At 31.0% G+C, this 24,126-nt stretch carries 23 protein-coding genes; 3 read left to right on the top strand and 20 right to left on the bottom strand.

The features are described 5' to 3' along the window. The first annotated feature begins 19 nt into the window (after positions 1 to 19). The gene (locus tag Q1B37_RS06075; protein ID WP_299896688.1) at positions 20 to 907 is read left to right on the top strand and encodes a dienelactone hydrolase family protein; all 888 of its coding nucleotides are present in this window, start codon (positions 20 to 22) and stop codon (positions 905 to 907) included. Positions 908 to 1,068: 161 nt separating this feature from the next. On the opposite strand, the gene Q1B37_RS06070 is transcribed toward Q1B37_RS06075, so the two are convergent. From Q1B37_RS06070 to Q1B37_RS06040, 7 genes are all read right to left on the bottom strand, one after another. Then, positions 1,069 to 2,715 carry a tetratricopeptide repeat protein gene (locus Q1B37_RS06070; protein WP_299896685.1) on the bottom strand — a complete coding sequence of 549 codons (1,647 nt, stop codon included), beginning with the start codon at positions 2,713 to 2,715 and terminating at the stop codon, positions 1,069 to 1,071. Between the two features lie 324 nt (positions 2,716 to 3,039). After that, positions 3,040 to 3,795, bottom strand: coding sequence for a LytTR family DNA-binding domain-containing protein (locus tag Q1B37_RS06065; RefSeq protein ID WP_299896682.1), 756 nt, complete (start codon positions 3,793 to 3,795; stop codon positions 3,040 to 3,042). Next, the gene (locus Q1B37_RS06060; RefSeq protein WP_299896679.1) at positions 3,776 to 4,870 is read right to left on the bottom strand and encodes a histidine kinase; all 1,095 of its coding nucleotides are present in this window, start codon (positions 4,868 to 4,870) and stop codon (positions 3,776 to 3,778) included. Before Q1B37_RS06060 ends, Q1B37_RS06065 begins: the two co-directional genes overlap by 20 nt. A gap of 315 nt (positions 4,871 to 5,185) precedes the next feature. Then, positions 5,186 to 6,472: a hypothetical protein gene (locus Q1B37_RS06055; protein WP_299896676.1), complete on the bottom strand. Its 1,287-nt coding sequence runs from the start codon at positions 6,470 to 6,472 to the stop codon at positions 5,186 to 5,188. Between the two features lie 134 nt (positions 6,473 to 6,606). After that, positions 6,607 to 6,750 (bottom strand): hypothetical protein, encoded by a 144-nt coding sequence (locus tag Q1B37_RS06050; RefSeq protein WP_299896674.1) that lies wholly within the window; start codon positions 6,748 to 6,750, stop codon positions 6,607 to 6,609. Next, positions 6,747 to 10,034 (bottom strand): M1 family aminopeptidase, encoded by a 3,288-nt coding sequence (locus Q1B37_RS06045; RefSeq protein ID WP_299896671.1) that lies wholly within the window; start codon positions 10,032 to 10,034, stop codon positions 6,747 to 6,749. The genes Q1B37_RS06050 and Q1B37_RS06045 overlap by 4 nt, the downstream gene beginning before the upstream one ends. Before the next feature lie 6 nt (positions 10,035 to 10,040). Next, complete coding sequence (locus tag Q1B37_RS06040) at positions 10,041 to 10,913, bottom strand: ABC transporter ATP-binding protein (protein ID WP_299896668.1); 873 nt, start codon at positions 10,911 to 10,913, stop codon at positions 10,041 to 10,043. A gap of 210 nt (positions 10,914 to 11,123) precedes the next feature. Between Q1B37_RS06040 and Q1B37_RS06035 the strand changes: the two genes are divergently transcribed. After that, positions 11,124 to 11,912: a histidine kinase gene (locus Q1B37_RS06035; RefSeq protein WP_299601410.1), complete on the top strand. Its 789-nt coding sequence runs from the start codon at positions 11,124 to 11,126 to the stop codon at positions 11,910 to 11,912. Continuing rightward, complete coding sequence (locus Q1B37_RS06030) at positions 11,912 to 12,604, top strand: LytTR family DNA-binding domain-containing protein (protein ID WP_366944300.1); 693 nt, start codon at positions 11,912 to 11,914, stop codon at positions 12,602 to 12,604. The genes Q1B37_RS06035 and Q1B37_RS06030 overlap by 1 nt, the downstream gene beginning before the upstream one ends. 187 nt (positions 12,605 to 12,791) lie before the next feature. On the opposite strand, the gene Q1B37_RS06025 is transcribed toward Q1B37_RS06030, so the two are convergent. From Q1B37_RS06025 to Q1B37_RS05965, 13 genes are all read right to left on the bottom strand, one after another. Next, a complete protein-coding gene (locus Q1B37_RS06025; RefSeq protein ID WP_299896665.1) occupies positions 12,792 to 13,370 on the bottom strand; it encodes a fasciclin domain-containing protein in 579 nt (192 codons plus the stop codon). Between the two features lie 144 nt (positions 13,371 to 13,514). Then, entirely contained in the window at positions 13,515 to 14,048 is a 534-nt protein-coding gene (locus Q1B37_RS06020) for a glutathione peroxidase (RefSeq protein ID WP_299896661.1), read from the bottom strand. 463 nt (positions 14,049 to 14,511) lie between these two features. Next, positions 14,512 to 15,195, bottom strand: a complete 684-nt coding sequence (locus Q1B37_RS06015; protein WP_299896658.1) for a hypothetical protein — start codon at positions 15,193 to 15,195, stop codon at positions 14,512 to 14,514. Positions 15,196 to 15,338: 143 nt separating this feature from the next. Continuing rightward, positions 15,339 to 16,181 (bottom strand): hypothetical protein, encoded by an 843-nt coding sequence (locus Q1B37_RS06010; protein WP_299896657.1) that lies wholly within the window; start codon positions 16,179 to 16,181, stop codon positions 15,339 to 15,341. Positions 16,182 to 16,204: 23 nt separating this feature from the next. Then, a complete protein-coding gene (locus Q1B37_RS06005) occupies positions 16,205 to 16,942 on the bottom strand; it encodes an acetolactate decarboxylase (RefSeq protein ID WP_299896655.1) in 738 nt (245 codons plus the stop codon). A gap of 67 nt (positions 16,943 to 17,009) precedes the next feature. Beyond that, positions 17,010 to 17,570, bottom strand: coding sequence for a hypothetical protein (locus tag Q1B37_RS06000; RefSeq protein WP_299896653.1), 561 nt, complete (start codon positions 17,568 to 17,570; stop codon positions 17,010 to 17,012). A 26-nt stretch (positions 17,571 to 17,596) separates the two neighbouring features. Further along, complete coding sequence (locus Q1B37_RS05995) at positions 17,597 to 17,722, bottom strand: hypothetical protein (RefSeq protein ID WP_299896650.1); 126 nt, start codon at positions 17,720 to 17,722, stop codon at positions 17,597 to 17,599. A gap of 442 nt (positions 17,723 to 18,164) precedes the next feature. Next, on the bottom strand, positions 18,165 to 18,617 hold the full coding sequence (locus tag Q1B37_RS05990; protein WP_299896648.1) for a cytochrome c oxidase assembly factor Coa1 family protein: 453 nt from the start codon (positions 18,615 to 18,617) through the stop codon (positions 18,165 to 18,167). 100 nt (positions 18,618 to 18,717) lie between these two features. After that, entirely contained in the window at positions 18,718 to 19,245 is a 528-nt protein-coding gene (locus tag Q1B37_RS05985; protein ID WP_299896646.1) for a hypothetical protein, read from the bottom strand. Continuing rightward, on the bottom strand, positions 19,242 to 19,994 hold the full coding sequence (locus Q1B37_RS05980; protein ID WP_299896644.1) for a DUF3667 domain-containing protein: 753 nt from the start codon (positions 19,992 to 19,994) through the stop codon (positions 19,242 to 19,244). The genes Q1B37_RS05985 and Q1B37_RS05980 overlap by 4 nt, the downstream gene beginning before the upstream one ends. A gap of 271 nt (positions 19,995 to 20,265) precedes the next feature. Continuing rightward, positions 20,266 to 20,862 (bottom strand): hypothetical protein, encoded by a 597-nt coding sequence (locus Q1B37_RS05975; RefSeq protein ID WP_299896642.1) that lies wholly within the window; start codon positions 20,860 to 20,862, stop codon positions 20,266 to 20,268. Positions 20,863 to 20,889: 27 nt separating this feature from the next. After that, the gene (locus tag Q1B37_RS05970; protein WP_299896640.1) at positions 20,890 to 23,433 is read right to left on the bottom strand and encodes an FtsX-like permease family protein; all 2,544 of its coding nucleotides are present in this window, start codon (positions 23,431 to 23,433) and stop codon (positions 20,890 to 20,892) included. After that, positions 23,433 to 24,119, bottom strand: a complete 687-nt coding sequence (locus Q1B37_RS05965) for an ABC transporter ATP-binding protein (protein WP_299601441.1) — start codon at positions 24,117 to 24,119, stop codon at positions 23,433 to 23,435. Before Q1B37_RS05965 ends, Q1B37_RS05970 begins: the two co-directional genes overlap by 1 nt. Positions 24,120 to 24,126: the final 7 nt, after the last annotated feature.

Below are 24,126 nucleotides of genomic sequence, written 5' to 3'. Positions count from 1 at the left end.
AACTAAATCATCTCTTTTTATGGAAAAATTAAAAAAAGAAGACATTCAACAAGAAGTTTTTGACTTATATGATGATTACGCGCATAATGGTCTAAATAGAAAACAGTTTATAGAAAAATTATCCGCATATGCAGTGGGTGGTGTTACAGTTTCCTCTTTATTAAGTTTTGTATCTCCTAATTATATAGATACATTGCTCGTAAACCCTAAGGATCCAACAATTGATTCTAACTTTATTACGTATGATTCTTCTAAAGGTGGAGGCACTATAAAAGGGCTTTTATCTAAGCCAAAAAATCATGAAACTAAGTTACCAGGTGTTATTGTTGTTCATGAAAATAGAGGACTAAATCCTTATATAGAAGATGTGGGAAGACGTGCTGCAAAAGAAAAATTTATTTCTCTGGCACCAGACGCCTTATCTCCACTTGGAGGATATCCTGGAAATGATGATGATGGACGTGCGCTTCAGAAAAAAAGAGATCGTAATGAGATGTTAGAAGATTTTATTGCCGCCTATGAATATCTAAAAAATCATGAAGATTGCAATGGAAATGTTGGTGTGGTTGGATTCTGTTTTGGTGGATGGATTTCTAATATGATGGCTGTTCGACTGCCAGAACTAAAAGCTGCCGTTCCATACTATGGTAGACAACCAAATGCTGAAGATGCTAAAAAAATAAAAACACCTTTATTATTGCAATATGCTGAACTGGATAAAAGAGTAAATGCTGGATGGCCAGATTATGAGAAAGTATTAAAGGAAAATAATATCCCGTATAAAGCACATATGTATGCAAATGCAAATCATGGTTTTCATAATAATACGACTCCGCGATACGATAAAAAAGCAGCGAATTTATCTTGGGAACGTACTATAGCCTTTTTTAATAAGCATTTAGTATAATCATTTATTGTTGTAATAATCATTAAAAAGAAGTCTAAAAAGTATTTAAAACTTCTGTTTGTCAGTCTGAGCCTGTCGAAGATAAATTGAAAATCAATTGGTTAAAAACTTCGACATGCTCAGTTTGAAAGGGATATGTTGTTTTTTAGACAATCTCTTCCTTAATTAGAAATAGTTAAGAGTGTTTTTTTAGCTGCTTTAGCATGTTCGCCATCAGTGTCTAATGAGATTGCTTTATTTAATAATTCGGTTGCTTTTTTAATATCACCAACTTTTAAATATGCTCTACCTAAGTTTTTATAGGTCATAGCAGAATTAGGGTACATCTGCATAATCATAGAGAATACCTGTATCGATCCTTGAACTTCTGCCATACGACCACTTTCTAATAAAATGTTTCCTTTTTTATTTAATTCAGTTTCAAAATCGCAGAAAGCGTATCGTGGATCTTGTACCATTTGTGGCAATACTTGTGCTAATTTTGCTCCTTGCCCAGTGATATATAACTGTGTGATGTACTCCATAGGTTTTGGCTGGAAACCTTCTGCATTAAAGTTCAACGCAGCTTCTAACACTACATCTTTGTTCTGTACGTAATCGTCATAACTCATAGTAACAGGAACACTTGGTACTGTCGCATCTTTATTTTCTAAAGCAGGATAATCTTGCCACCACAAATAGGATAAATATGCATTGATCTTGCTATTTGGTAATTGTACAGCTCTAGCATCACCATAAAAGTTAATGTTTTCTGCAGTAGGTTCTCCCACTAAAATTGCTTCTGTATACCTGGTAATTTCATTGGTTAAGTTCTGGCAAGCTGAAAAGGTTTCACGACCAATAATGAAATAGAAATTCCCTTTTTTATTAAGCTGTGGTCTAGCCATTAACCCTTTGATCAATGGTAAGTTGTTATAATTATTACCACCTCCGTTTAAACGTACATCATACACTAATTTTTCAACGTTATTTGCATCAATAAACTCAAACAGGCGCTTGTAGAATTCTGCTAAGGTTTCTTTAGGATCATTAAATACTGAGCTTTGTCTTACATACAAAGTCTTTTTATCTTCTAAATATTCAAAATCATATAGTTTTTCATCTAGATTTTTTAAATATAGAGGTGTTGTTTCTGTATCACGTGCTGTAAGCCAATCCTCTGTTGGTAGTGTAAAATTGAAAGTTCTTGGTTTGTCTTTTCTATCGATGGTGGTAAACTCATGCGTAAATACTTTTCCATTTTTTTCAAGTGTTAAAGTTACTTTATTGGATAGTTTAGAAATTACTCCTTGCGCATGTAATACTTCTGCAGATAGTAAAAATCGTACTCCATAGGCTTTAAAATATTGCTCATTTTCTACTGGAACTACTGGATATACTAGTTCTATTGCTTTTTCTATAGGTGTCTCTCCTATCTTCAATATTTTTGCTCCTAATACTTCTTTGTACTGTTTTTGAACACCTTCAATATAAATTCCATCATTGAAATCATATATATTAATTGGTAGAATTCCGCTTTTAGTTACTGTACCATAAGGAATCTGCGTATGACCATATTTAAATGAAGAAACAATTCGTGCTAATCCTACTCGGATTTCATGTTCTTGTAAGTTGGGAATTTCTTTATATAATTTTTCAACCTGTGCATCAAAATCTTCTTTGGTAGTTTTTACAAAAAGAAAAGAATAGTCTTTATGGATGGTGTTTTGAAGAAATCGTAAGTCTTCTTGCCATTGCTTCGTATTTGTTTGTTGTGCAGATAACTGTAAACAGCATAGTAATTGGATAATAATGAGTACTTTTTTCATGATGTTATTTTTTTTAACTGAATTCGTTCAGTGATTGATTATTAATTACATCACAAATATGGTTTTAATCTATCCTATATAGTAGTTGTTTATGCTGAAACGTAGTTATTGTTGGTTGAAACGTCACAGATGTTTTTATTGATCTCAGAAATATTTAAAATTATGCACTTTAGTGTATTCTATTTTCAGTTTCTACTAATATTATTGAGTGCTCTATTGGCAATTAGCTCTTGGTGGTTAGTTTTAAAAATTTTTAATAGGAAAGGACTAAAAGCTACGAGCAAGAATTGATATCGAAAATGATGACTTTCAGTCTATAGTGATTTATCTATTCATCCAATCTTTAAAATCACTTGTTTTTTGTCTACTAACAATGAATTCCTGATCTCTAGGATTTGATATGGTTAGTTTTACACGATGATTGAAATAAGGTTCTATTTTTTGAATTGCTATTTTTGAAATGATTTGACCTCTATTAATTCTGTAAAACTTAGCATGATCTAAAGAATCAAATAATTGATCCATTGTTTCATCAATGATGTATCGTTTATTATGGGTAATACCAAAAGTGATACTATCTTGTGAATACATATATAAAAGCTCAGAAATGCGTATTTGTACAAAACCACTTCCCTCCTTCACCAATATTCCAGATCTTTCTTGTGGGGTTTGCATACTGCTCAGTAATTCTTTCAGAATATTAGCTTCAATAGGATTTGATGGGTTTTGAGATTTTGAAAATTTATGTAGCGCTGCGTCTAAATCGTTTTGTTTGATAGGTTTGAGCAAATAATCAATACTATTTACTTTAAACGCCTGAATAGCATATTGATCAAAAGCTGTCGTAAAAATAATAGGTGCTGTCACTTCTGTTTTCTGAAAAATCTCGAAACTTAAACCGTCTGCTAGTTGAATATCCATAAATACTAAATCTGGAGACATATTTTTTTGAAACCAGGAAACAGAATCTTCAACAGAATCAATTACGTTTAGTATTTCAAAATCAAAAGTAGTTTTATGTAATAAATTTTCCAATTGACGTGCTGCACGTGGCTCATCTTCAACGATTACTATTTTCATAATTTTTCTTTTGATTTGATGCATGTAATAAGGGTAATGTAACTATAAAATTCTCCCCATCAATATAAATGATAGGTGTTTTATCAGCTATTAATTGATATCGCTTTTCAATATTTTTTAATCCAATTTTTGTAGATGGAGTTTGGGTAGACTTGGCCTGAATTTTATTTCGTACCACTAACCTATTTTTTCTTGTGGATACATTTATAATCAATGGTTTGGATCTGGAAACTACATTGTGTTTGATTGCATTTTCTAGTAATAACTGTAGACTCATAGGTACAATCATAATCGAAAGCTTATCTTCTGGAATATTCCATTGTACTTGCAAGTTTTCTCCAAACCTTTCTGATTGTATATGAATATAAGCTTTAGCAAATTTTAGTTCTTTTTCTAGCGATATGATGTTAGAATTACCAGACTCAATAATAAAACGGTACACATCTGATAGATTATCTACAAAACCCTTAGCATCTTCTTTAGAATCCTGATCGATAATATCTCGCAATGTGTTTAAACTATTGAATAAGAAATGAGGACGAGCTTGATTTCTTAATGTATCCAATTGCGCCTGAATCATTACTTGTTTGGCTTGTTCTTCTTCTCGTATAGACTTTTTTAATCGGTTATAGAGGTAAATAGCCTCATAAATCGCCATGACCATAATGGTAATAATCATAATGGGAATTAGCACTTTTAATTCTACACGATGATTAGAATAATACCCAAATAACCTGATGACACGTGCTGTTAATTCACCTCCTACGTAATCCACAATAACAACAGTACAAACTACGGATAGGAAGAGAATACTAATACGCTTTTTATCATCTTTAAAATCAGGATATTTTTTCCTCAAAAAGATTAAGATGTTACGTATCAATAACCAATAACAGATGGTAAAGAATACATTAACAGCATAACCAATAAATATTAGATCGAATGTATTACGTTCTGGTGTAGTGTTGAAAAGGTAATTGGTGATAAAACTTATGATAGCAATACCAATTAGACAAGATCGAACATCGTCGAATCCTAAATATTGTATGCGTTTCTGTTTATTGAATAAAGGCATAAATGCTAGTTTAATAAAGATATGTTCTTTCTTGAAGTAGGGAAAACAATCGTTTATCTCCTAAAACACATAGAAATTCAAAAGTGCTAACATCTAGTTTTCTTTTCTTTGATACCATACATACACGAATAACGGAATTATTTGAATAGCACGCAAACCAAAAAAAGCACCATTGTTAGCCTTATAACCTAGTTCAAATATCTCAGAACTTATGTTGCCATGAAACAAGAATATGTTGAAATGTCGTATTCTATTTTTGAATGGTAATGCCGTTGGTTGTAATGTTATTTATTTTTAAGATTTGTAAATCAATTCCTATAATTGATCAAAAACTGTTAACCATCTTATACCATGCTTAGTGAGTTTATAATCTTTAAGGAATTTTGCTTTTGTTTCTAGTCTTATCGTATCACCTTTGTAAATACCAAGAAATTCATACTGATTTTGATTTATCTTTTTGTAGTCAAAAGTATACTCTAGTTGTGTAGAATCACCTAAAGGTGTTAAAAATAGTTGTTTCTTTATTGTATCCGCTTTGAAAGTAAAACTAATACTCTCTTCATTTTCTAAAGTAATAGAAACCATTTCTGGTCTTCGCCAATGTCCATTAACCAACATCTTTTTCCATCTGTGATTATTAAGGTGATCATTAGGCAAAAGTGTATCCCCATTTTTTACAAAAGTATTTATTACATGCATACTTGCAAGCTCAGGATAGGGATCATTACTTCTGTCTATTCGTTCAGAAAATTCATAATAAGTAGTTATTACAAAATATCCCATTATTAGAGTTTTTATAATATATCCTATTCGTTTGGATATAATAGCATTAAAAAGTGGTTCGTATTTCTTGGGAACTGTAGGTTTACTGCTAATAAAAAATTGAAACATTCCTTTTATGTGATCACTCATCAAAACAATCGTCATTAAAAACAAATGAATCGCAAACATTTTTACACGAACATCATATCCTATATCTAACAATACGACATTAGCCATCGCTATAAATAAGATGAATGTACCAATAAGTGTTGTTCTTCGGAAAAACAAAAGAATACCACCAATAACCTCAATAAGTCCGGAAGAAATAGTGTAAAAATCCGAATAACTCATGAAGTGCCATAGATATCGCATCCCAGACAAGTCTCCAATTTTTGTTTCTAAATTAGAAATATTTATAGTCCCAAATTGTTGCAAAAACACTTTGGATAGACCATATAAAATTAAAGTAAATCCTACATGATATCGTAGAATTGTATGGGTTAAGACTTTAATTTTGCTAGTATAAGATTTCTTTAATTTGGAATCAATAAGAAGCCAACAGAAGGTTAGTATAAGAGAAAGTATTGCTATCAGTAAAAACCTAGAATAGTCATATTCCGAATCAAAACCATTTAATAAACGTTCTCTATTGAATTTCCAGCCAATAAATGTTTCTCCAAACCAAATAGTTATTTCCTTCCAAAAGGATATGTTTTCTGTATTGAGTCCATAAATGTATTCAAAACCGTAAGGGAATATATATAGCAGGAAATACAAAAAGACAAAACGCCAAATTGCTCTTTTAGCAAAACTATAGTTTTCTGAAATCACCTGTGTCATTTAGTTATTTAGTGAGGAGTAAAGGTAAGATTTAATTTATATCAATTTTATCTTGATTTTGATAAACCTAAAATTATAATGATTAGTAGCATTTCTAAATATGTTCAGAGTTCTTACTGGATATAGTTTGCAAATTAAATCATATTGATGAGTGTTTGTAACTGATAATCTTCTCCTTCGAATACTTGCTTTTCACTTCTTTCTATAATGATATCAGGTTTGGTTCCATTGCCATCTAATGTTTTTTTATTGTAATCGCTTACTATCGAAATATTCATTGGAGCTCATTTACATTTTTAGTAGTTTCAAATAGTTCATGGATTAGATGCTGTTTATCCTTTGGAGTAACCATTCTGAAGTAGTCCAACACATCTTGTGATGTAGCATATCTATCTGTTTTGGCTCTTATTTTTCCATTATGGGTATTCCAATCGGAGATAAACCGATGTAATGCTAGATTTACTGACTCCTCTCCTACTTCTTCTTGTAATTTGTACATGGCCAAAGCTCCTTTATGATAATACACAAAATCTTCATTCGTTACCAACGCAAGTGATGGTTCGGAAATAGCCTTCCGTTGTTTCTCATGATACAATTCTTCTTGTAATGCAAGAAATTGAGCTACTTTTTCCTTGGGATACTGCTGCTGTAATACCATAAGCGCTGCATATTGGGATAATGTTTCTAATACAAAATTTTGTCCTTGAACATTAGCCGCTTCTATTTGCATTCCAAACCATTGATGCGCTACTTCATGGGCAGTCACATAAAAAGCCATGTCTACATCCGTCTTATCATCTATGTCTAATACAAATCCTATTCCTTCAGAAAAAGGAATCGTCCCTGGAAAAGATTGAGCAAACTCAGCATACCGAGGAAACTCCATAATACGTAATTGCTCATATTGATACGGACTAAAATGTTTACTAAAATAACTTAATGAGGTTTTCATGGCGCTCATCATTCTATCTAAATTATAAAAGTGATTCTTATCATAATAGATTTCTAAATCCACTGGTTTTATGGTTGTTTCTGTAGATGTCCATTGATCTTGTATTACTTCATATTTTGCAGAGGTGATAGCATAGAAATTGATAATTGGTTGTTCCGTTTGATAGATAAAATAGTTTCTTTCATCTTCTTTCCACTGTTTAATTAGATTTCCTGGTGCAATAGCCGTTTGATCCTTGCTCGTTCCCATACGAACTTGTAACAATATTCCATCAGAATCACTCCCAGAACGAGAATTCACCAATTCTTTTGTATCACTAATTTCCGCTTTGGATGTCCTAGTAGCTAATCCAAATTCTTCTCGTAGATCGTTATCTCGTAGTTCGTACTTTTTATGATAGCCTAATGTTGGTAATATACTATTGTTGAAAAAAGTTCCATTATGTACTATTTGAGTATCTGAATGATCTTCTTCGAATCCTTTTGGAGCAAAAGACTGTGTGAATTTCATTTCTATAGAATCTGAAGGCGCTAAAGGTTTCGACAAGGTATAGATCGTATATTCAAATTTTTGATATGCTGTATTAGCAATGGCACCACCTTGAAAAGAAATGGTATCTAAAGATACATGCGATGCAATTAATTTCTGAATATGAACTTCATGAATAGGTTCTTCTGTAGTGTTTTGTAATGTGTAGGTTCCATTGATCTCATAACTTCTATTTTCTGGATATAATTCCACATTTAAATCTACTGCGGTAATCTTTGGTTGCGGAATATATTCGAATCGTTTTAATGTTTTTTCATACTCCATCCTAAAGGTTTGTTGCTCATTAGCTGTCCAATAAGTATTTAGAATATTGATGTTATAGAAAATATAACTTCCTAACATAAAAAAGACTGAAAAAAGAGCGATACTCGTGTACTTAATAGGTCTTGTAATTCGATTGCTAATAGTTTTTATACGACTAGGTAGCGAGATAGCCACTCCTCTATTTAGTAATAAAGCACTGATCACAAAAACAATAACACCAAAGATGATCCAATATGCTTTCACCCATACATACGGTTTTAGAAAATGTCCATATCCGTTCATTACAGAATATGTACCCAATGGTTTACCACCAAATTTTAATAGACTATGAGTGATACCAAATACTTCTAATCCAATAGTTAAGAGAAAAAAGATTAAGGTTAAAAAGATCCCCAAATACTTGTTTTTGCTAATCACTTGAAAGAAAAAAGTAATGAATGTGTAGAGCATAAGAAAAGGATATATTTCTATAAAAAAACCTGAAAAATAAACTCCTAATTCAAATTTATAATACCCACTAAATGCTTGAAACAAAACACCTGTGCTTATTAAACTTAGCATTAGAATGATATATATACTTTGTAGTGCGACAAACTTACTTGCTAAAGTAATTACATCAGATATTGGTGTGGCATCATTAAGAAGATATTGTTTATTGTTTCTTTCTTTCCAAATTAATTCACCTGAATAGAATAATAAAATGATGATAAAAAAGTACATAGACATTTCTTGCAATTCTGCAATGATAAAATGTGTCTCGGGATAACTATCTACTTCATAAACAGTACCTAAATTCACGGAATTGATCATGATTATGATCATACCACATAGTACAATTGCCCAAAATGAGGCTTCCTTTACTAAAGAAAGAATATAGAATTTAGAAAGTTCGTACAATTGTATGAGCTGCGATCTAAAATCTATGTGTATACTCATATTAGGGATCAAAAGGCTTGTATTTGTGTAATTTTTGCTCTTTTTAACTGTTTTATTCAATATTCTTTTAGGTTTTTTGGTGAGAGCGCTAAATGAAAATTTATAATATCCATAACTTAAAATCCCAATTCCTAAAACCATCCATAACAATTTATTATGTAATAATATTCCGTTAAACGTAATAGCTAGTGAATTGAGTTCTGAAACCGAATACTCTTTAGCGTACTGAGTTAATGTAGTAAGAGAAAAAGGATCTAATAAACCTTGTAGATATTCATTTTTAATTGCTTTAGTAAGCAAAAACAATACAAACACCACAATCCCTTGGGTATACACTACCAGCATTTTTTTGCTCAACATTCCGGTAACAAAAAATGTAGCTGCACCAAAAAACAAAGTTGGTATTACAACGACTGCAAATGATTGTATATAAGGAAAGATACTAAATGCTAGCATCTCTTCTTCTTTATGCCAAGGCATTTGTGAACCAATCATCATTCCAATTACTAAACCTGTAAATATGAATACTAAAACAGTTAAAGAGCCTAGAAATCTACCTAACAAATAATCCCATTTTGTAATTGGATTTGTAAATAATAAAGCTTCCGTATGATACTGATAATCTCGCAGTACAGGAACTCCCATAATCATGGATACCATAATCATAAAAATACCTGTTATCGCACCCATAGTTTTTGCTATGATCATTGGCGCATTCATTTTCACTAAACCCGTTTCTACACCTTGGAAAATAAAATCTACACCAACTATGGAAAATAATAATAGAAATCCGAAAAACACAAAGGTTTCTGGGCGTTGCATTCTATATTTTAACTCGAACTTGAATATTTCGTGCCACATAGTATACTATTTTGATTGATTGATTTGTGAGAAATACACTTCTTCTAGACCTGCGTTTATAGGCTCAAATCCATTACCCGGATTTGAATTATTCATAATCTGAACAACAGGTTTACCCATAAAAAAGGTTTCATTGATCACCTGATATTGGTTTTTATACGTATCAAATTCTGATCTATCAATAGTTTTTTGATAGACTTTTCCTTGTACTTGTTCAATAAGATCTAATGGTTTCCCTTTTAGGATCACTTCTCCTCTATTGATAATGGCCATCTGGTGACATAACTCCTTAATATCATCCACAATATGGGTAGATAATATGACGATGGTATTTTCCGCTATTTCACTAAGAAGATTATAAAACCGATTACGTTCTTTTGGATCTAGTCCTGCTGTGGGCTCATCTACAATCAATAATTTTGGATTATTCAAAAGTGCTTGGGCAATCCCAAAACGTTGTTTCATTCCACCAGAAAACCCACCAAGATTCTGTTTTCTAACTTCATACAAGTTCGTTCTATCCAAAAGTACATGTACAACTTCTTTACGTTCTTTTTTGTTGGTGATCCCTTTTAACACAGCAAGATGATTAAGTAGTATTTCTGCCGACATTTTTGGATATACTCCAAATTGTTGTGGTAAGTATCCTAGTACTTTCCGAATCGCATTCTTATCCTTATAAATGTCCAAATCATTAAAAGAGATATGACCACTATCCGCATTTTGTAAGGTAGCAATGGTTCTCATTAAGGTAGACTTTCCTGCTCCGTTTGGTCCTAATAAACCAAACATTCCTTTTGGAATTTTTAATGATATACCTTGTAATGCTTGTACACCATTATCATAGGTTTTACTAATGTTATCGATTATCAGTTGCATAACTGTTCGTTTTTTAGATTGATATAGACAAACTTAGTAGTGATCCATTTCCCGAAAAAGAAATTGGGATGTATTCATGATGGAATGTTGCGTACGTAACCTTAGTCGTGATAAGAGACGTTTGTGTCACTATTTCATTAGTTCGGATACATTTTTGATACGTTTGCCAACTAATTTGCAAGCAGTACTTTATTTAGGTAATATTGAAGTATGAATTTTAAATGGTCATCCATAAAAAAGGTGTTTTCTATTCGAGTAATTAGAATCTTATTGGTCTTTATAGGGTTGATTATTGTCTTTTTTAATGATTCGTTTGGAAAGCTAGAAGGATTTATAGAATTCCTTTTCTTATATTTTGTAGCAGTCTGTATTGCTGTTTTTCATTGGCTATTTGTTAACATCAAGTTTTTAATTAACCTAAAAAATGAGAAGAAGAAAACGGAGCTTATGCACCTGCAATCTCAGGTAAATCCTCATTTTTTCTTTAATATGTTGAACAATTTGTACGGATTAGTAGATAAAGACAGTGAAAAGGCAAAAACACTTATTCTGAAGTTATCAGATATGATGCGTTATAGTATCTACGAAGGACAAAAAGAATATGTGAGTCTACAGCAAGAAATTGATTTTATATATAACTATATAGAATTGCATAAGATGCGCTATCATAAGGATATCACAATAAATTTTGAAGTGGATATTGATAATGAAGAACTTAAAATCATGCCTTTGTTATTTATCATTTTGGTAGAAAATGCTTTTAAACATGGATTAGAAGTATTACGTACGAATGCATTTGCGAATATTTCCATTACATCAAAACAAAGTAGTATCGTATTTGAAATTGAAAATAATTTTGATGAAGAAATAAAAGGAGAAAAAGGTATTGGATTACAAAATCTTACCAGAAGACTAACCTTAGCGTATCCTAAAAAACATGAATTAACGAATTCAATTAATCACGATATTTACACTGCAAAACTTAGATTAGAGATATAATGAAGTATATTATAGTGGATGATGAACATATTGCTCATGATATTATAAAAGGATATTGTGATGCATTGCCTAATCTTAACTTTGTACAGCATTGTTATGATGCTATAGAAGCCATCGAATGTCTTGCCAAGCATAAAATAGATATCATCTTCTTAGATTTGAATATGCCTAAGCTTAAAGGATTCGAATTCTTGAAGACATTAAAACATCCTCCAAATATAATTGTAACTACTGCTTATCAGGAATACGCTGTAGAAGGTTATGAACTTAACATTGTAGATTACCTCTTAAAACCCTTTAGTTTTGAACGTTTTATCAAGGCCATTAATAAGATCGAAGTTAAAAATGAAGAAAGCATTGCTCCTACTCCAAACATTAAAAAAGAGGACGAAAGCTTATTTCTACGTGCTAATAAAAAGCTAATACAGGTAAAAACCGAAGATATTTTATTTATTGAAGCTACTGGTAATTATATCAAAGTAGTTACAGAAATGAACGAAATTCAGGTTCGAGAAAAGATATCTGATATGTTAAGTTTACTACCCACAAATGCATTCTTGCAAACCCACAAGTCTTTTATCGTAGCCAAAAAGCATATTAATGAAATTGAAGGAAATAGAATTTTAATTCGAGATTTTGTAATACCGATTGGCAAGGTATATAAAAACAACCTGAAAACTTTATTTAAGTAATTGTAATCTGATTCTATTCCTCTTTGTCTATATATTCATTACTCTATTCATTAATTATAGTCTGAAAACACGACAGATTTGGACTGATTTATAGCTTATTTAAAAAAATCCTCATAGTTCATAGACTACGAGGATTTCTTTAACTAATATCAGAATCTAACTAAATACTAAGATATCGTTCTATTCCTTATGGCATTACTACAGTATCAATAGCATGGATAACTCCATTTGAAGCTTCAACGTCAGTAAGAACAACTTTTGATGTTCCTCCCTTTGCATCCGTAAGAACAACGGAGTCACCATCTAAAGAAGCTACCAATTTATTTCCTTGGACAGTAGTTATTGAAAAAGAACCGTTACCATCTTTAATCGCTTTGATTACATCAGCAGCTACAAATTTTCCAGAAACTACATGATACGTTAAAATAGCAGTTAATGTTTTCTTACTTTCTGGTTTTAATAAACCATCTACTGTTCCATCAGGTAGTTTTGCAAAAGCATCATTAACAGGAGCAAATACTGTAAATGGTCCATCTCCTTTTAAAGTTTCTACCAAGTTTGCGGCTTTTACTGCTGCGACTAAGGTGGTAAAATTCTCATTTGATGCTGCTACACCAACAATAGTTGGTTTCTTTTCTTTAGTTACCTTCTCTGTCGGAGTTGTTTTAGTAGCATATTCAGACGTATTTTCGGTTGAAAAATGAGTGAATGATGCAAAAATTAAAAGCCCTCCAAACAAACATGTTGTGATAATAAGTTTTTTCATAATTAGCGTTTTATTTCAAAGGTACTCAAGTAATTGCATCAATTGTTATGTTTTTGTTTAAACTTTAGTTAAAAATATTAAACAAAATATTAAAACTTAATTGACAACTCTCTTATTATAAGTTCAAAATGTTAATAATAATCTCTATAAATATTTAGTGATGGATGAACTCATAGGTTTTGTAATGGAAAAATAGAAATCAATAAATTCACCTTTTTCATTTACTAGATATTTCTGAAAATTCCATTTTACACTAGAGTTTTTCTTACCATTTAAGTCCTTGTTAGTAAGCCATTCATATAACTTATATTGATTTGTTCCTTTAACATCAATTTTTTCAGTAACTAAAAAGGTTACTCCATAATTTCGCTCACAAAACGATTGAATTTGAGAAGCATCTCCAGGTTCTTGTTTTCCGAATTGATTACATGGAGAAGCAATAATCATCAATGTATCCTGATATGTATCGTATAATTTTTGTAAATCTTTATATTGTCCTGTAAATCCACATTTAGAAGCAACATTCACAAAGAATATCTTTTTTCCTTTAAAATCAGCAAGATTAATTTCCTTACCTTCTAGACTATTTATCTTGATATCATAGATAGATGAATTACTTGTATTTCCTTTGTTTTGAGATACTTTGGATTTGGTTTTTATCTTAGTAATGAAATTCATTGTATTTGTTTTAGCGGTATTAACCTGTAATTTTTTGGTTAGAAAATTTTTATAAAGATAATTCGTATTGTATATTTGTTTAACTAATTTAACTAAAGTTTAAACAAATTATGTTTTTTAGTTAGTTATTTACAGAAGGTTTAATACGATATCCAAGTATGATCAAAAATTTTATAAAAAAGGTAGGTGTAATGAATGTGATAATGCTACTAACGGTGATATTTGTTATTTGTTTGTCACATTATTCTTTTAGTGCTGGTAGAAAACAGGAAGCTATATTTATAGGTTTATGGGCTCCTACCATCTTAGGTTTTCTTAACTATTTTAAAAACAATCCCTAATGGATCCTGTAATTATATATTCAATAATCGTAACCACTATTTTTTTGATTTGGATAGTTTTTGTTATTAGGGCATATCATAAAAATTATAATCAGAAGAACGATTGAGATTTAGTAGTTTAGTTATTTAATGGTTTTCGTTCTAATCTTATAATCTTCCAACGGTTTACGTATCATAAAAATACCAATACTTATAAACCATATAATTTGACTAAGACCAAAGATTTCTTTAAATATATTTACTGGAATTACCGTTAAAACACCTGCTAACCCTACTATAAAACCTTGAATGTTTACAGGTTTAGAAAATATTTCTTTTTTAGATCCCAAAAAACTTAATAATAATACCCAGATCCCTCCTACTATCTCATTACCACCACCAAGACCTTCTGAAACGATACTTATGCTCGACCATATTGACATTGCCTTTTCTGGTTCAGTATTTCCTAAAGTAATAACTGAATCGAGACCAATATTAGAAATCATACCACTCGCAATCACCAATCCTACCCAGATGATACCAAAAACTGAGGTTAATTGTGAAAAATTAGGAAAATGATCCTTTATACGCTGATGTGTGGAAACTACTAATACGGCTAATAGCATTCCAAATAAGACATAACTAATAAAATTGGTAATAAAAAGGATATGGTAATTATCAGATAAGAACTTTAATTTTTCTATTGCAATCGCATCAGCATCTGGAAATTCTAGCACTGCGCCATAGATTATAAAAGCTACTATATAAATAATACCAAGTATTATTGCACAAATTCCTCCTAATTTCTGAAACCTATTGAAACCCATAATTTCTCGTTTATTCTGTCGACGAGTTACTTATGGATTTGTTACTCTTCTTTTTAGATAATTAACCGATTGGTTAAACTTTGTATTTTAGTTTTGGTGAAGTTGTATAAGTTTAATAACCTTAATTCTTTTTAGTCTCAAAATCACGTATTCTTCTGATTAATGTGTGTTAGAATATCAAGTTTTCGAAGCTCTAAAGAAGATAATATTTGCATCTCTTCAGTAATAAGTTGTTTGTTGCTTTCAGCAGATTTCCATTTTACAAATAAATCTGAAGATATCCAGAACCATCGATGTTTAATATTGGTAACATCGGGAAGTATTCCATTATGTAAAAGAACTTTAAAACCTTTAGAAAACATAAATAAAATAAACCTAGAAGCTAATCTCCAATTCGTTTGTTTATGATGAATACGATAATCAAAACTTGCGATGATTGACATTGCTCCAGAAAAAACCAAACTCAATTTATCAAATAATGGTTGCACTACCTTGTATTGTTCATGCCATAATATTTGCAAATTTGCGTCCCAAACTAAATCATAAGCTTCTTGATCAACAGTATCATTCTGCATCTTTGTTCTAGCTTCTTGTAATTTATCAAAAGCTTCTATAATAAGTTCATTTTTTCGTTCTAAGACCAGCTGATTACGAAATACTTGATATTCCATTTGACTAAATGTTAATAATGCAGTTCCTATTTCTGAGAATATTTTATTATTAATGATTCTAATGATCTGAAAATCATCTTCCAAAGATTTATTTTTCTTTTTACAGGTTTCAGAAAGAGTTTTGATAGGAGTCGCTTCCCAATCCCAAATGTTCAATTTTTCACCAATATGAAAAGAAGCAAATGCAGCCATGCCTGCCCATTTATACAAAGAAGGTTCTCTTTGATATAACTGAGCATAATATGTGGTAATCGTTCTATTACGCAAAATAACATCACTTTCTGGAGGAAGATTAAAATGATATTTTAAACGCATTATTTATTATTTTTTGATAAATTTTATTTTTTTGGTAGATACAATTTCATTTTTTCAATTTCTAATTCATCTAAATGCCCCATTTTACTTTCATCTTTTGTTATCAGGTGCATGTGTAAAAATGTATCATGATGTGTAAAAACTCCTTTATGTTCGGTTGAAAAGAAACCCACAATTTCCACCTCTTCATTAGTTAGTTTGTAATTAGTTTGACCCTGATGAGCTTCTTTTGGTGAAGTAACTTTAGTGTTTTCCGGTAAGTTCTGAATATGAATAATAGCTTTAGAAGTTCGTCCTATTAATTTAAAAACGAAAGGTTTTTTAAAACTAGCTGTCAGATCAAAAATAAATTGTTCTAAATGTTTAATTGTTTTTATATTCGACGGTAATTCAAATTCTTTCCATTCTGTTACATTCCCGTATACAAAAAATGGGGCGGAAACTTTGTAAGTATTTATAACATTCATTGTTGAATCAGAGTTAACCTTAGAAACATAACTTATTCCATTGTTAATAAGTAATTCACCAATCAAATGACTTTCAGGTCCAATTCCGTAAAGTCCAGTTTTATTAGCAATTGTATCAAGGTCAATTTTACCACTTAATTCTCCCTTCCACATCACATTTCTCATAGCTCCAATAATTTTGATATCGGGATAAGTTATAGATTCACCTGATTGACTCTTCTTTTCATTTGAATTGCAACCAATCAATCCAAATGTTAGAAGTCCGAAAATTATATGTTTGAAAATCAAATTCATTTTTAAACTTTATAAACGCTATATTAATTAAAAGTCTTTAACTTTATAAGATATTGAATCTTTATTATCATTTTTCCAAACTTTTATCCTCTTTTATAATTTCATCAATCGATTGTTTTAAAAAGGTTTCGGTACTTATAATTTCAGACATCAATATTTGCATAAATTCCTTTTGTTCTTCTCCAGTTTTTCGATAGTTGGCAAAAAGATAATCCAGCAATTTTTCAGATTTTATTTTTAATAATTCTTTTTGTTCTTCTATATCGGCTAAAGTAGAAACCGTGCTATAGTCCATTAATTCAATTTTAGAATTAGCAATAGCTTTCCAAGAATTGATTCTTATCGATGGAATAAATATCCCTTTTGCTTTAGTAATAACTCTATCTAAAGACATTTGATCATCTTTTCGGTAGAAGTTAAGGGTATCTATTAGCATACGTTGTTGAACTATTTTTTTATCAATATCCTCTCTAGTTTCGGATAGTTCCTGATGAATAGATGCTGAAATATTTTCAATATAATTGCTGTCTTTTCTATCTTCATTCCAATTATTGATGTACAATGCAATTAAAATACCAATGGTAATGGAAATAATCTCTTTTAGTAATCCCTTTAGTTCCCCTTTCATGTAAATGGTTATAATTAAATCAATTGTTAGTTATTGTCTTTTCTGTAGCGTTCGTTTTTAGGTAATGTCCAGATATTTAGAAACTTATCTTCTTTTCCATTTGTATTGGAAATTGTTATTATTTCTATTTCACAAATTGAAGATATCGCCACACTATACTTTTTATTTTCTAATAAATATCCATCAATGTAGATGTTATTACCCTTTGCTAATCCAAAAAAATCGTTTAATTCAGTTTGTGTCTTACCAGAGATTTTAGTGCTTAAATCTACAATTAGAAGGCCATGTTCTGTAAGATTGTAATCATCATAAGACCTCCTATTTCGTTTGTCTTTTAATATCGATATATCTTTTATTTGTTTTTTTATTTCTTAGTCAGACATTCCCAGTGTAAAAAACAAATATTCATTCCCAATAATCTTTTTATTAAAAATATAGGTTGGTTTTTGTGTTTTTGCATTATCCAATTTGATATAATCATCCTGTGAATATAGTTGTAAGGAAGATATCACTAGAATGAAAGTTAATATGATGGTTTTTAGCATTATTAAATACGAATTATAATTATTATCATTTTTATTTCTACCCTATACTTTATTCCAGTTGATTAATCACTTCTATCACTTGCTTATCTTCTACAGGTTTTTTAATTCTAATATTAATTTTCCTGTAGTTCCAAATTCCGTTGATTTTATCAGCAGCGATATCAATAGAAGCTTTTCTTTTACTTCCACTTACTCTAATAGATAAATCTACTGATTTGTTATCATTAGTATATTGGACTTCTCCTTCTAATATGGCTAATTTATCAATGGGTTCTAATGGACCTAAAAGTTCTATAACTTTTTGATTACTTTGCGCTTTTTCAATAGCTTTTTGATAGAGATCTTTGTCTGAATATAATCGAGCAAAATCACTCATGTGACCTCCAAATCCAGAAGAAAAAAGTAAAATAGGAATAATTAATATAATAACGATAATAGGTATTAACCATTTCCAATTTCTTTTCCACCAGTTATTTGGTGTATATAATTCGTTATTATTCATTGTTGTTTTTGAGTTAATTTTTCAATGTAATTCTTTCTATTAAGAAAGGAAAAGTTAAACAGTAATACTTTATCAAATTTGTAGAATACACCTTAACTATCTACTCAATTTTATACAATACCATACGTTGTACATTGGTAAAAGAATAATTTTTGATGTTTTGTACTTCTTCTATTTCTTTTCCAGAAGTAACTTCAAAAATTAGTTGGTCACCTATTACTTCTGTAGTCGATGTTAAATAGATATCTTCTACTTTAAATAAACTACGCATTTTATTGCCTACAACATATTCTATTAATTGGATACCGTCTCCTTCGTCTAGCCGATAACGACCTTCATTGATATCATCGACCACCAATTTATAATCTTTTACCATTGGTTTTTTGGGTGAGAGATACTCTGTTTTCCATATATAAGTTCCTGTTTTTGCTGTCTGAGAAGCTGTAAATCTTACGTTTACACTATCCCTTAAGTGACCTTTATGATAAATATTCATTACTCCTTCCCATATTCCCAAACACTTTTCCGGAAAAATGATAGTATCTTCTTTTTGGGTATTTGTATTAATTTCTTGAGCTACACCTTGAAAGCTGCTTGCGCATAAAAATAATATTATAAAGTGTTTCATGATCCTCCTATATTTTGAATTGCCATTATAATAAATAATACTCCCAAACTAAGGAACAAATAGATAGAATAGGTAAAAAATGAACGAATAATAATAAGTACTTTATTGCCTTCTTTAAAAAACTGCCAAAACACCCAAAATGTATATAGTACAGTAACTACAAACGGTATTAATTCCAAAAAATATATATCATTAATAAAGACCTTAGGTAATAAGAATATCGTGTAAAAAATAGCTTGCTGTCCTGTAATGTAAGCGTTCAATACCATATGTTCTAGATAATTCCTTCTTAGTCCCCAAAAACAGATAAAAGAAGCAAAAGAAAAAATTGGCAGCGACAATAAGGTCGCATAGGCAAAATTTTGAGATAACCATATTAGTAATACAGGTACTTTGGTATTCTCATCTATTTCTGAAGCGGCATTTGTAAATCCTGAAATAACATCATTCATCCAGGTGTTTTCATTCGTTAAGCGAGATATCAAAAAGTAAATTGTAGAAAATGTAAGTGCATATGCAATAGGTTTAAAATGTTTTTTTCTTTTTCCACTTATAAACTCTCTTATACTATCGCCAGGTCTCAGAAATAATTCTTTTAATGTAAAAAAGATCCCTTTATTTATTTGAAAAACATTTTCTGATATTTCATTTATAAAAGTCGAAAGATTAATTGCCCCAACAGTGGACTTTTGGCCACAATTACCACAATAGTTACTATTTACATTTTCATCACAGTTTTTACAATGCATTCATCATTAATATTGGTGATGTCACAAACATATAAAATATATTATTATACATTTATTGGTATTATTAAGATCATCACTGTGAATATTATGGAGATTAATTGCTCTACATGTAGCATACAGTCTTAAGGAATCAAAGCATAACCTAAACCACTTCGGGACGCCCTAACCTTAGTCTTAACACCATCTATAACTTGATATTCTAATATTTGCGGTGTATAGTTATTCATATTCCTTTAAGACACAGTAAATCAATAATAGTTATAAGACATATTTATTCTCGTTGTTTTTTTAACTTTTCTCTATGTGCATAATACAAGTCCGAACATTGATCTCCAAATCCAAAATATACTTCATCATTAAAGTCTTCTAGATATATTTTATCAAAGTACATTTTTGTTTTTATCGAAGGAATTTTAACGAGTTCTCCTTCGTTATTATTGGCTGTCATATCATAATAATGCCAATTGCCTATATAATCACTTGTTAATAGATTAACACTAGACTCACCACTTCCATCATTAGCAGCATTACCAAAAGAATATCTACTCATTCCGATCAATCTTATTCTTTTAGTTTTTTTATCAAATCTAAATTGGTTAGAATGACCTGAACGCATCCAATGATTTTCGAAGTAAAATCCATTTCTTGCATCTTTTATAAAAGATTGTTCATTTAAGATGTCAATTGGTTTACTTTCTATTTTTTCAAATTGCATACTGGATAACAGACATACAATCGTGGATTTATCAAGGTCAATATAGACGGTATCCTCCACTCCATCAAAATCTATATCCTTTTGCAATTTATCTTGCGCAACCGCGTTAAAACTAATTAGAAAAATAGTTATTGAAAAAAGATACGTTTTCATAGGAGATTTTGGTTTTAAAAATAAAAATTATCCTACTTTTCGTAATACTGCTAATGGTGGACTTTGGAGTACACTTCTTATATTGCTCAAACCAATAGCTAATACTACTAATACGATTGCTGGTAAAAAGACCATAAACGGAATTCCAGAAGGCACAAAGGGTTCTTCAAACAATAAAGTGGCTAACAATTGACTACTAATAAGAGATAATAAGATCCCGGCTAAACTACCCAATATTCCTAAATATAGATATTCTAAAGCAGTGATACGAAGAATCTGTTTACTTTTAGCACCTAGCGTACGTAATAATACACTTTCTTTTATACGCTGGTATTTACTGGTGCGTACAGAACCAATTAGTACAATCAACCCTGTAAGAATGCTAAAAAATGCCATAAAATTAATGACCCAAGAGATTTTTTGTAAAATATCCTCAATCACTGTATAAATTTGCCTGAGATCAAACACTGTTACATTCGGAAATTTACTAACTAACTTTTGTTGTAATGAAGCGGACTTATTAGTGTCCGGTACGTAGGTTGTTAATACATGAAACTGCGGAGCTTGTTCTAAGACTCCTTTCGGAAAAACAACCATGAAATTTAGCTGTAGTCGAGTCCAATCAACTTTTCTAATGCTACCAACAATCGTTTCCATAAGGACTCCTTGAATATTAAATACAACCTTATCACCTAATCCTATTTGAGCATCTTTAGCCAAACCTTCGGAGATAGATATCATAACATCTTCACCTGATTCAATTTCTTTTATCCATTCTCCTTCTACGACAGTTTCAGAAGCTATTAATGAATCCCGAAAAGTAGTTCTAAACTCATGATTTAAAACCCATTCTCTGATAGCGGATGTAGTATCTTTCCGAATATCATTAGTTGCTATTCCTTTAATCTTTTGCATTCGCATCGTAACGATCGAAAGATTATTTAAAACTTCAGAGTTATTATCTTTTAGGGTATTTATAGCCGCTTCACGTTGTTCTGGTTGTATATCTACCAAAATAAGATTTGCCTGATCTGCACTGTTGTCTAGTTGAGTTTTAGCTAATAAAATATCTTTGGTAAAATACAGCGTACTAATTAAAAATGTTCCTAACCCTATAGCTAAAATCAAAACCATTGTTTGATTATTAGGTCTAAAAAGATTTAATAAGCTTGTTCTGGCTGTGAATCCCCAAGAAGATGGAAAATAACGTTTTATAACTTTTATGAATAATACTGAAATACCTGCTAGAATAGCAAAAGTAACAAAAACACCTATTACAAAAGCTGAAGCAAATTTAAGATCTCCGAATATCCAAATACCAAACAATAAAACGAATATAATAATCGCTCCAAAAGCAATTATTCTTGTTTTTCTGGATCGTACAGCAGGTTTTTCGGATACTCGTAATACTTCTAATGGTGATACGAACCATGTCCCTAATAACGGTAAGAGCGCAAATAATACGGACATAAACATTCCTAGCAATAATCCCATGATAATCGGTTGAGGCGCTGTGGTAATTTCAATATCAAATGGCAAAAACTCTTGTAATAATGCTGGTAATGCATACTGCAAACCAATCCCTATTATTGTCCCTACGAGCCCTCCTATCAATCCCATTACTGCAATTTGTATCAAGTAAATCAAAAAACTCTGTTTTCTACTCGCTCCAATACATTTTAGTACAGCTACATCAGTTAATTTTTCTTTGATATAAATATGAACTGAACTAGCAATACCAATACAACCCAGCAATAATGCAATAAAAGCGGCTAGATTTAGGAATCTACCTAAATTATCATAGCTACGACCAATCTGCCTACTACTACTCGTATGTGTATCCAAATCTGCATTTTCATCATCTAAAATTGGATCTAAAACTTTTTCTAATTCGTCCAGATCTTTATCCGGATCTACAAAAAAGTATTGATATTCTTTTCTGCTTCCTACCTGTAATAATTCTGTTTTCTCTACGAATCTATAGGGAATCAAAACCGTTGGCGCTACGCTTGTTCCGATTCCAGAACTACCTGGCATTGAATTGATAGCTCCAATAATTGGAAATGTAACTACTCCTAATTTGATAGAATCTCCAGCTTTTAGATCATATTGTAATAATACTGTGGCATCTACGAGAGCACCTCCTTTTTGTTGATAGGTACTAGCGGCATTTTCTGGTGTTGTTTCTAAATCTCCATAAAATGGAAAACTACCTTCCATTCCCCGCACACGAACTAATTTAGCCGCTCCATTTTTAGGAAATGCCGCCATGGACGGGAAATTAACCTCATAAGCATCGGGCACTAATGAATCGATGATGGCCTTTACCTTTTCATTTGGTTGTTGTCGACTATCAATGATATAATCAGCCCCTAACAAAGATTTCGATTGCCCTTGAATATTTTGCTTTAGATTGGTACTAAATAATTGTATTGATACCACCGCAGCAATTCCTAAGATAATCGAAGCCATAAACAATAATAACCTGGAAATACTTGCTCTTCCGTCTCTCCAAGCCATTTTAAACAACCAAAAAACTCCTGCTTTAGAATATATATTTTCTCTATTCATTAGGATGCTGTTTTCTCGTTGCTAATGATCTTTCCTCCTTTTAATCGCAAAATCTGTTGAGTTCTATTTGCTAAATCTAGATCATGAGAAATAATCACTAAGGTAGTACCAGCCTCTTTATTAAGTTCAAAAAGTAATTTTATTACTTTCTCTCCTGTTTCTTCATCTAGATTCCCAGTAGGTTCATCTGCAAATAATATAGATGGCGATGTGGAAAAAGCTCTAGCTAATGCTACTCGTTGCTGTTCGCCACCCGAAAGTTGTGATGGATAATGATGAAAACGATCTCCCAAACCAACTTTCTTGAGAAGGTCTATGCCTATTTTGGAAGCATTTTTAGCTCCTTGTAATTCTAAAGGTACAATTACATTTTCTAATGCTGTTAACGTAGGCAATAATTGAAAATTCTGAAATATGAAACCTACTTCTTTATTTCTTAATTGTGCTCGTTGATCCTCGTCTAATTCGGCTAAATTTTGTCCACATAACTCTATGATACCAGAATCTGGTTGATCCAAACCTGCACAAATACCTAATAAGGTAGTTTTACCACTTCCAGAAGGGCCCACAATAGAAAAAGTTGCTCCTTGTTCCACATCAAAAGATATGTTATGTAAAACCGTTAGTTTTTTAGAACCGCTATTATAAGTCTTCTCTAGCTCATGGATCTTTAATATCTTTGACATACTATTT

Source organism: uncultured Aquimarina sp. (assembly GCF_947492965.1).
In the GTDB taxonomy this organism is placed as follows: Bacteria; Bacteroidota; Bacteroidia; order Flavobacteriales; family Flavobacteriaceae; genus Aquimarina.
The sequence above is the reverse complement of the archived record's forward strand: the minus strand, read 5'-3'. Positions and strand labels throughout refer to the sequence as shown.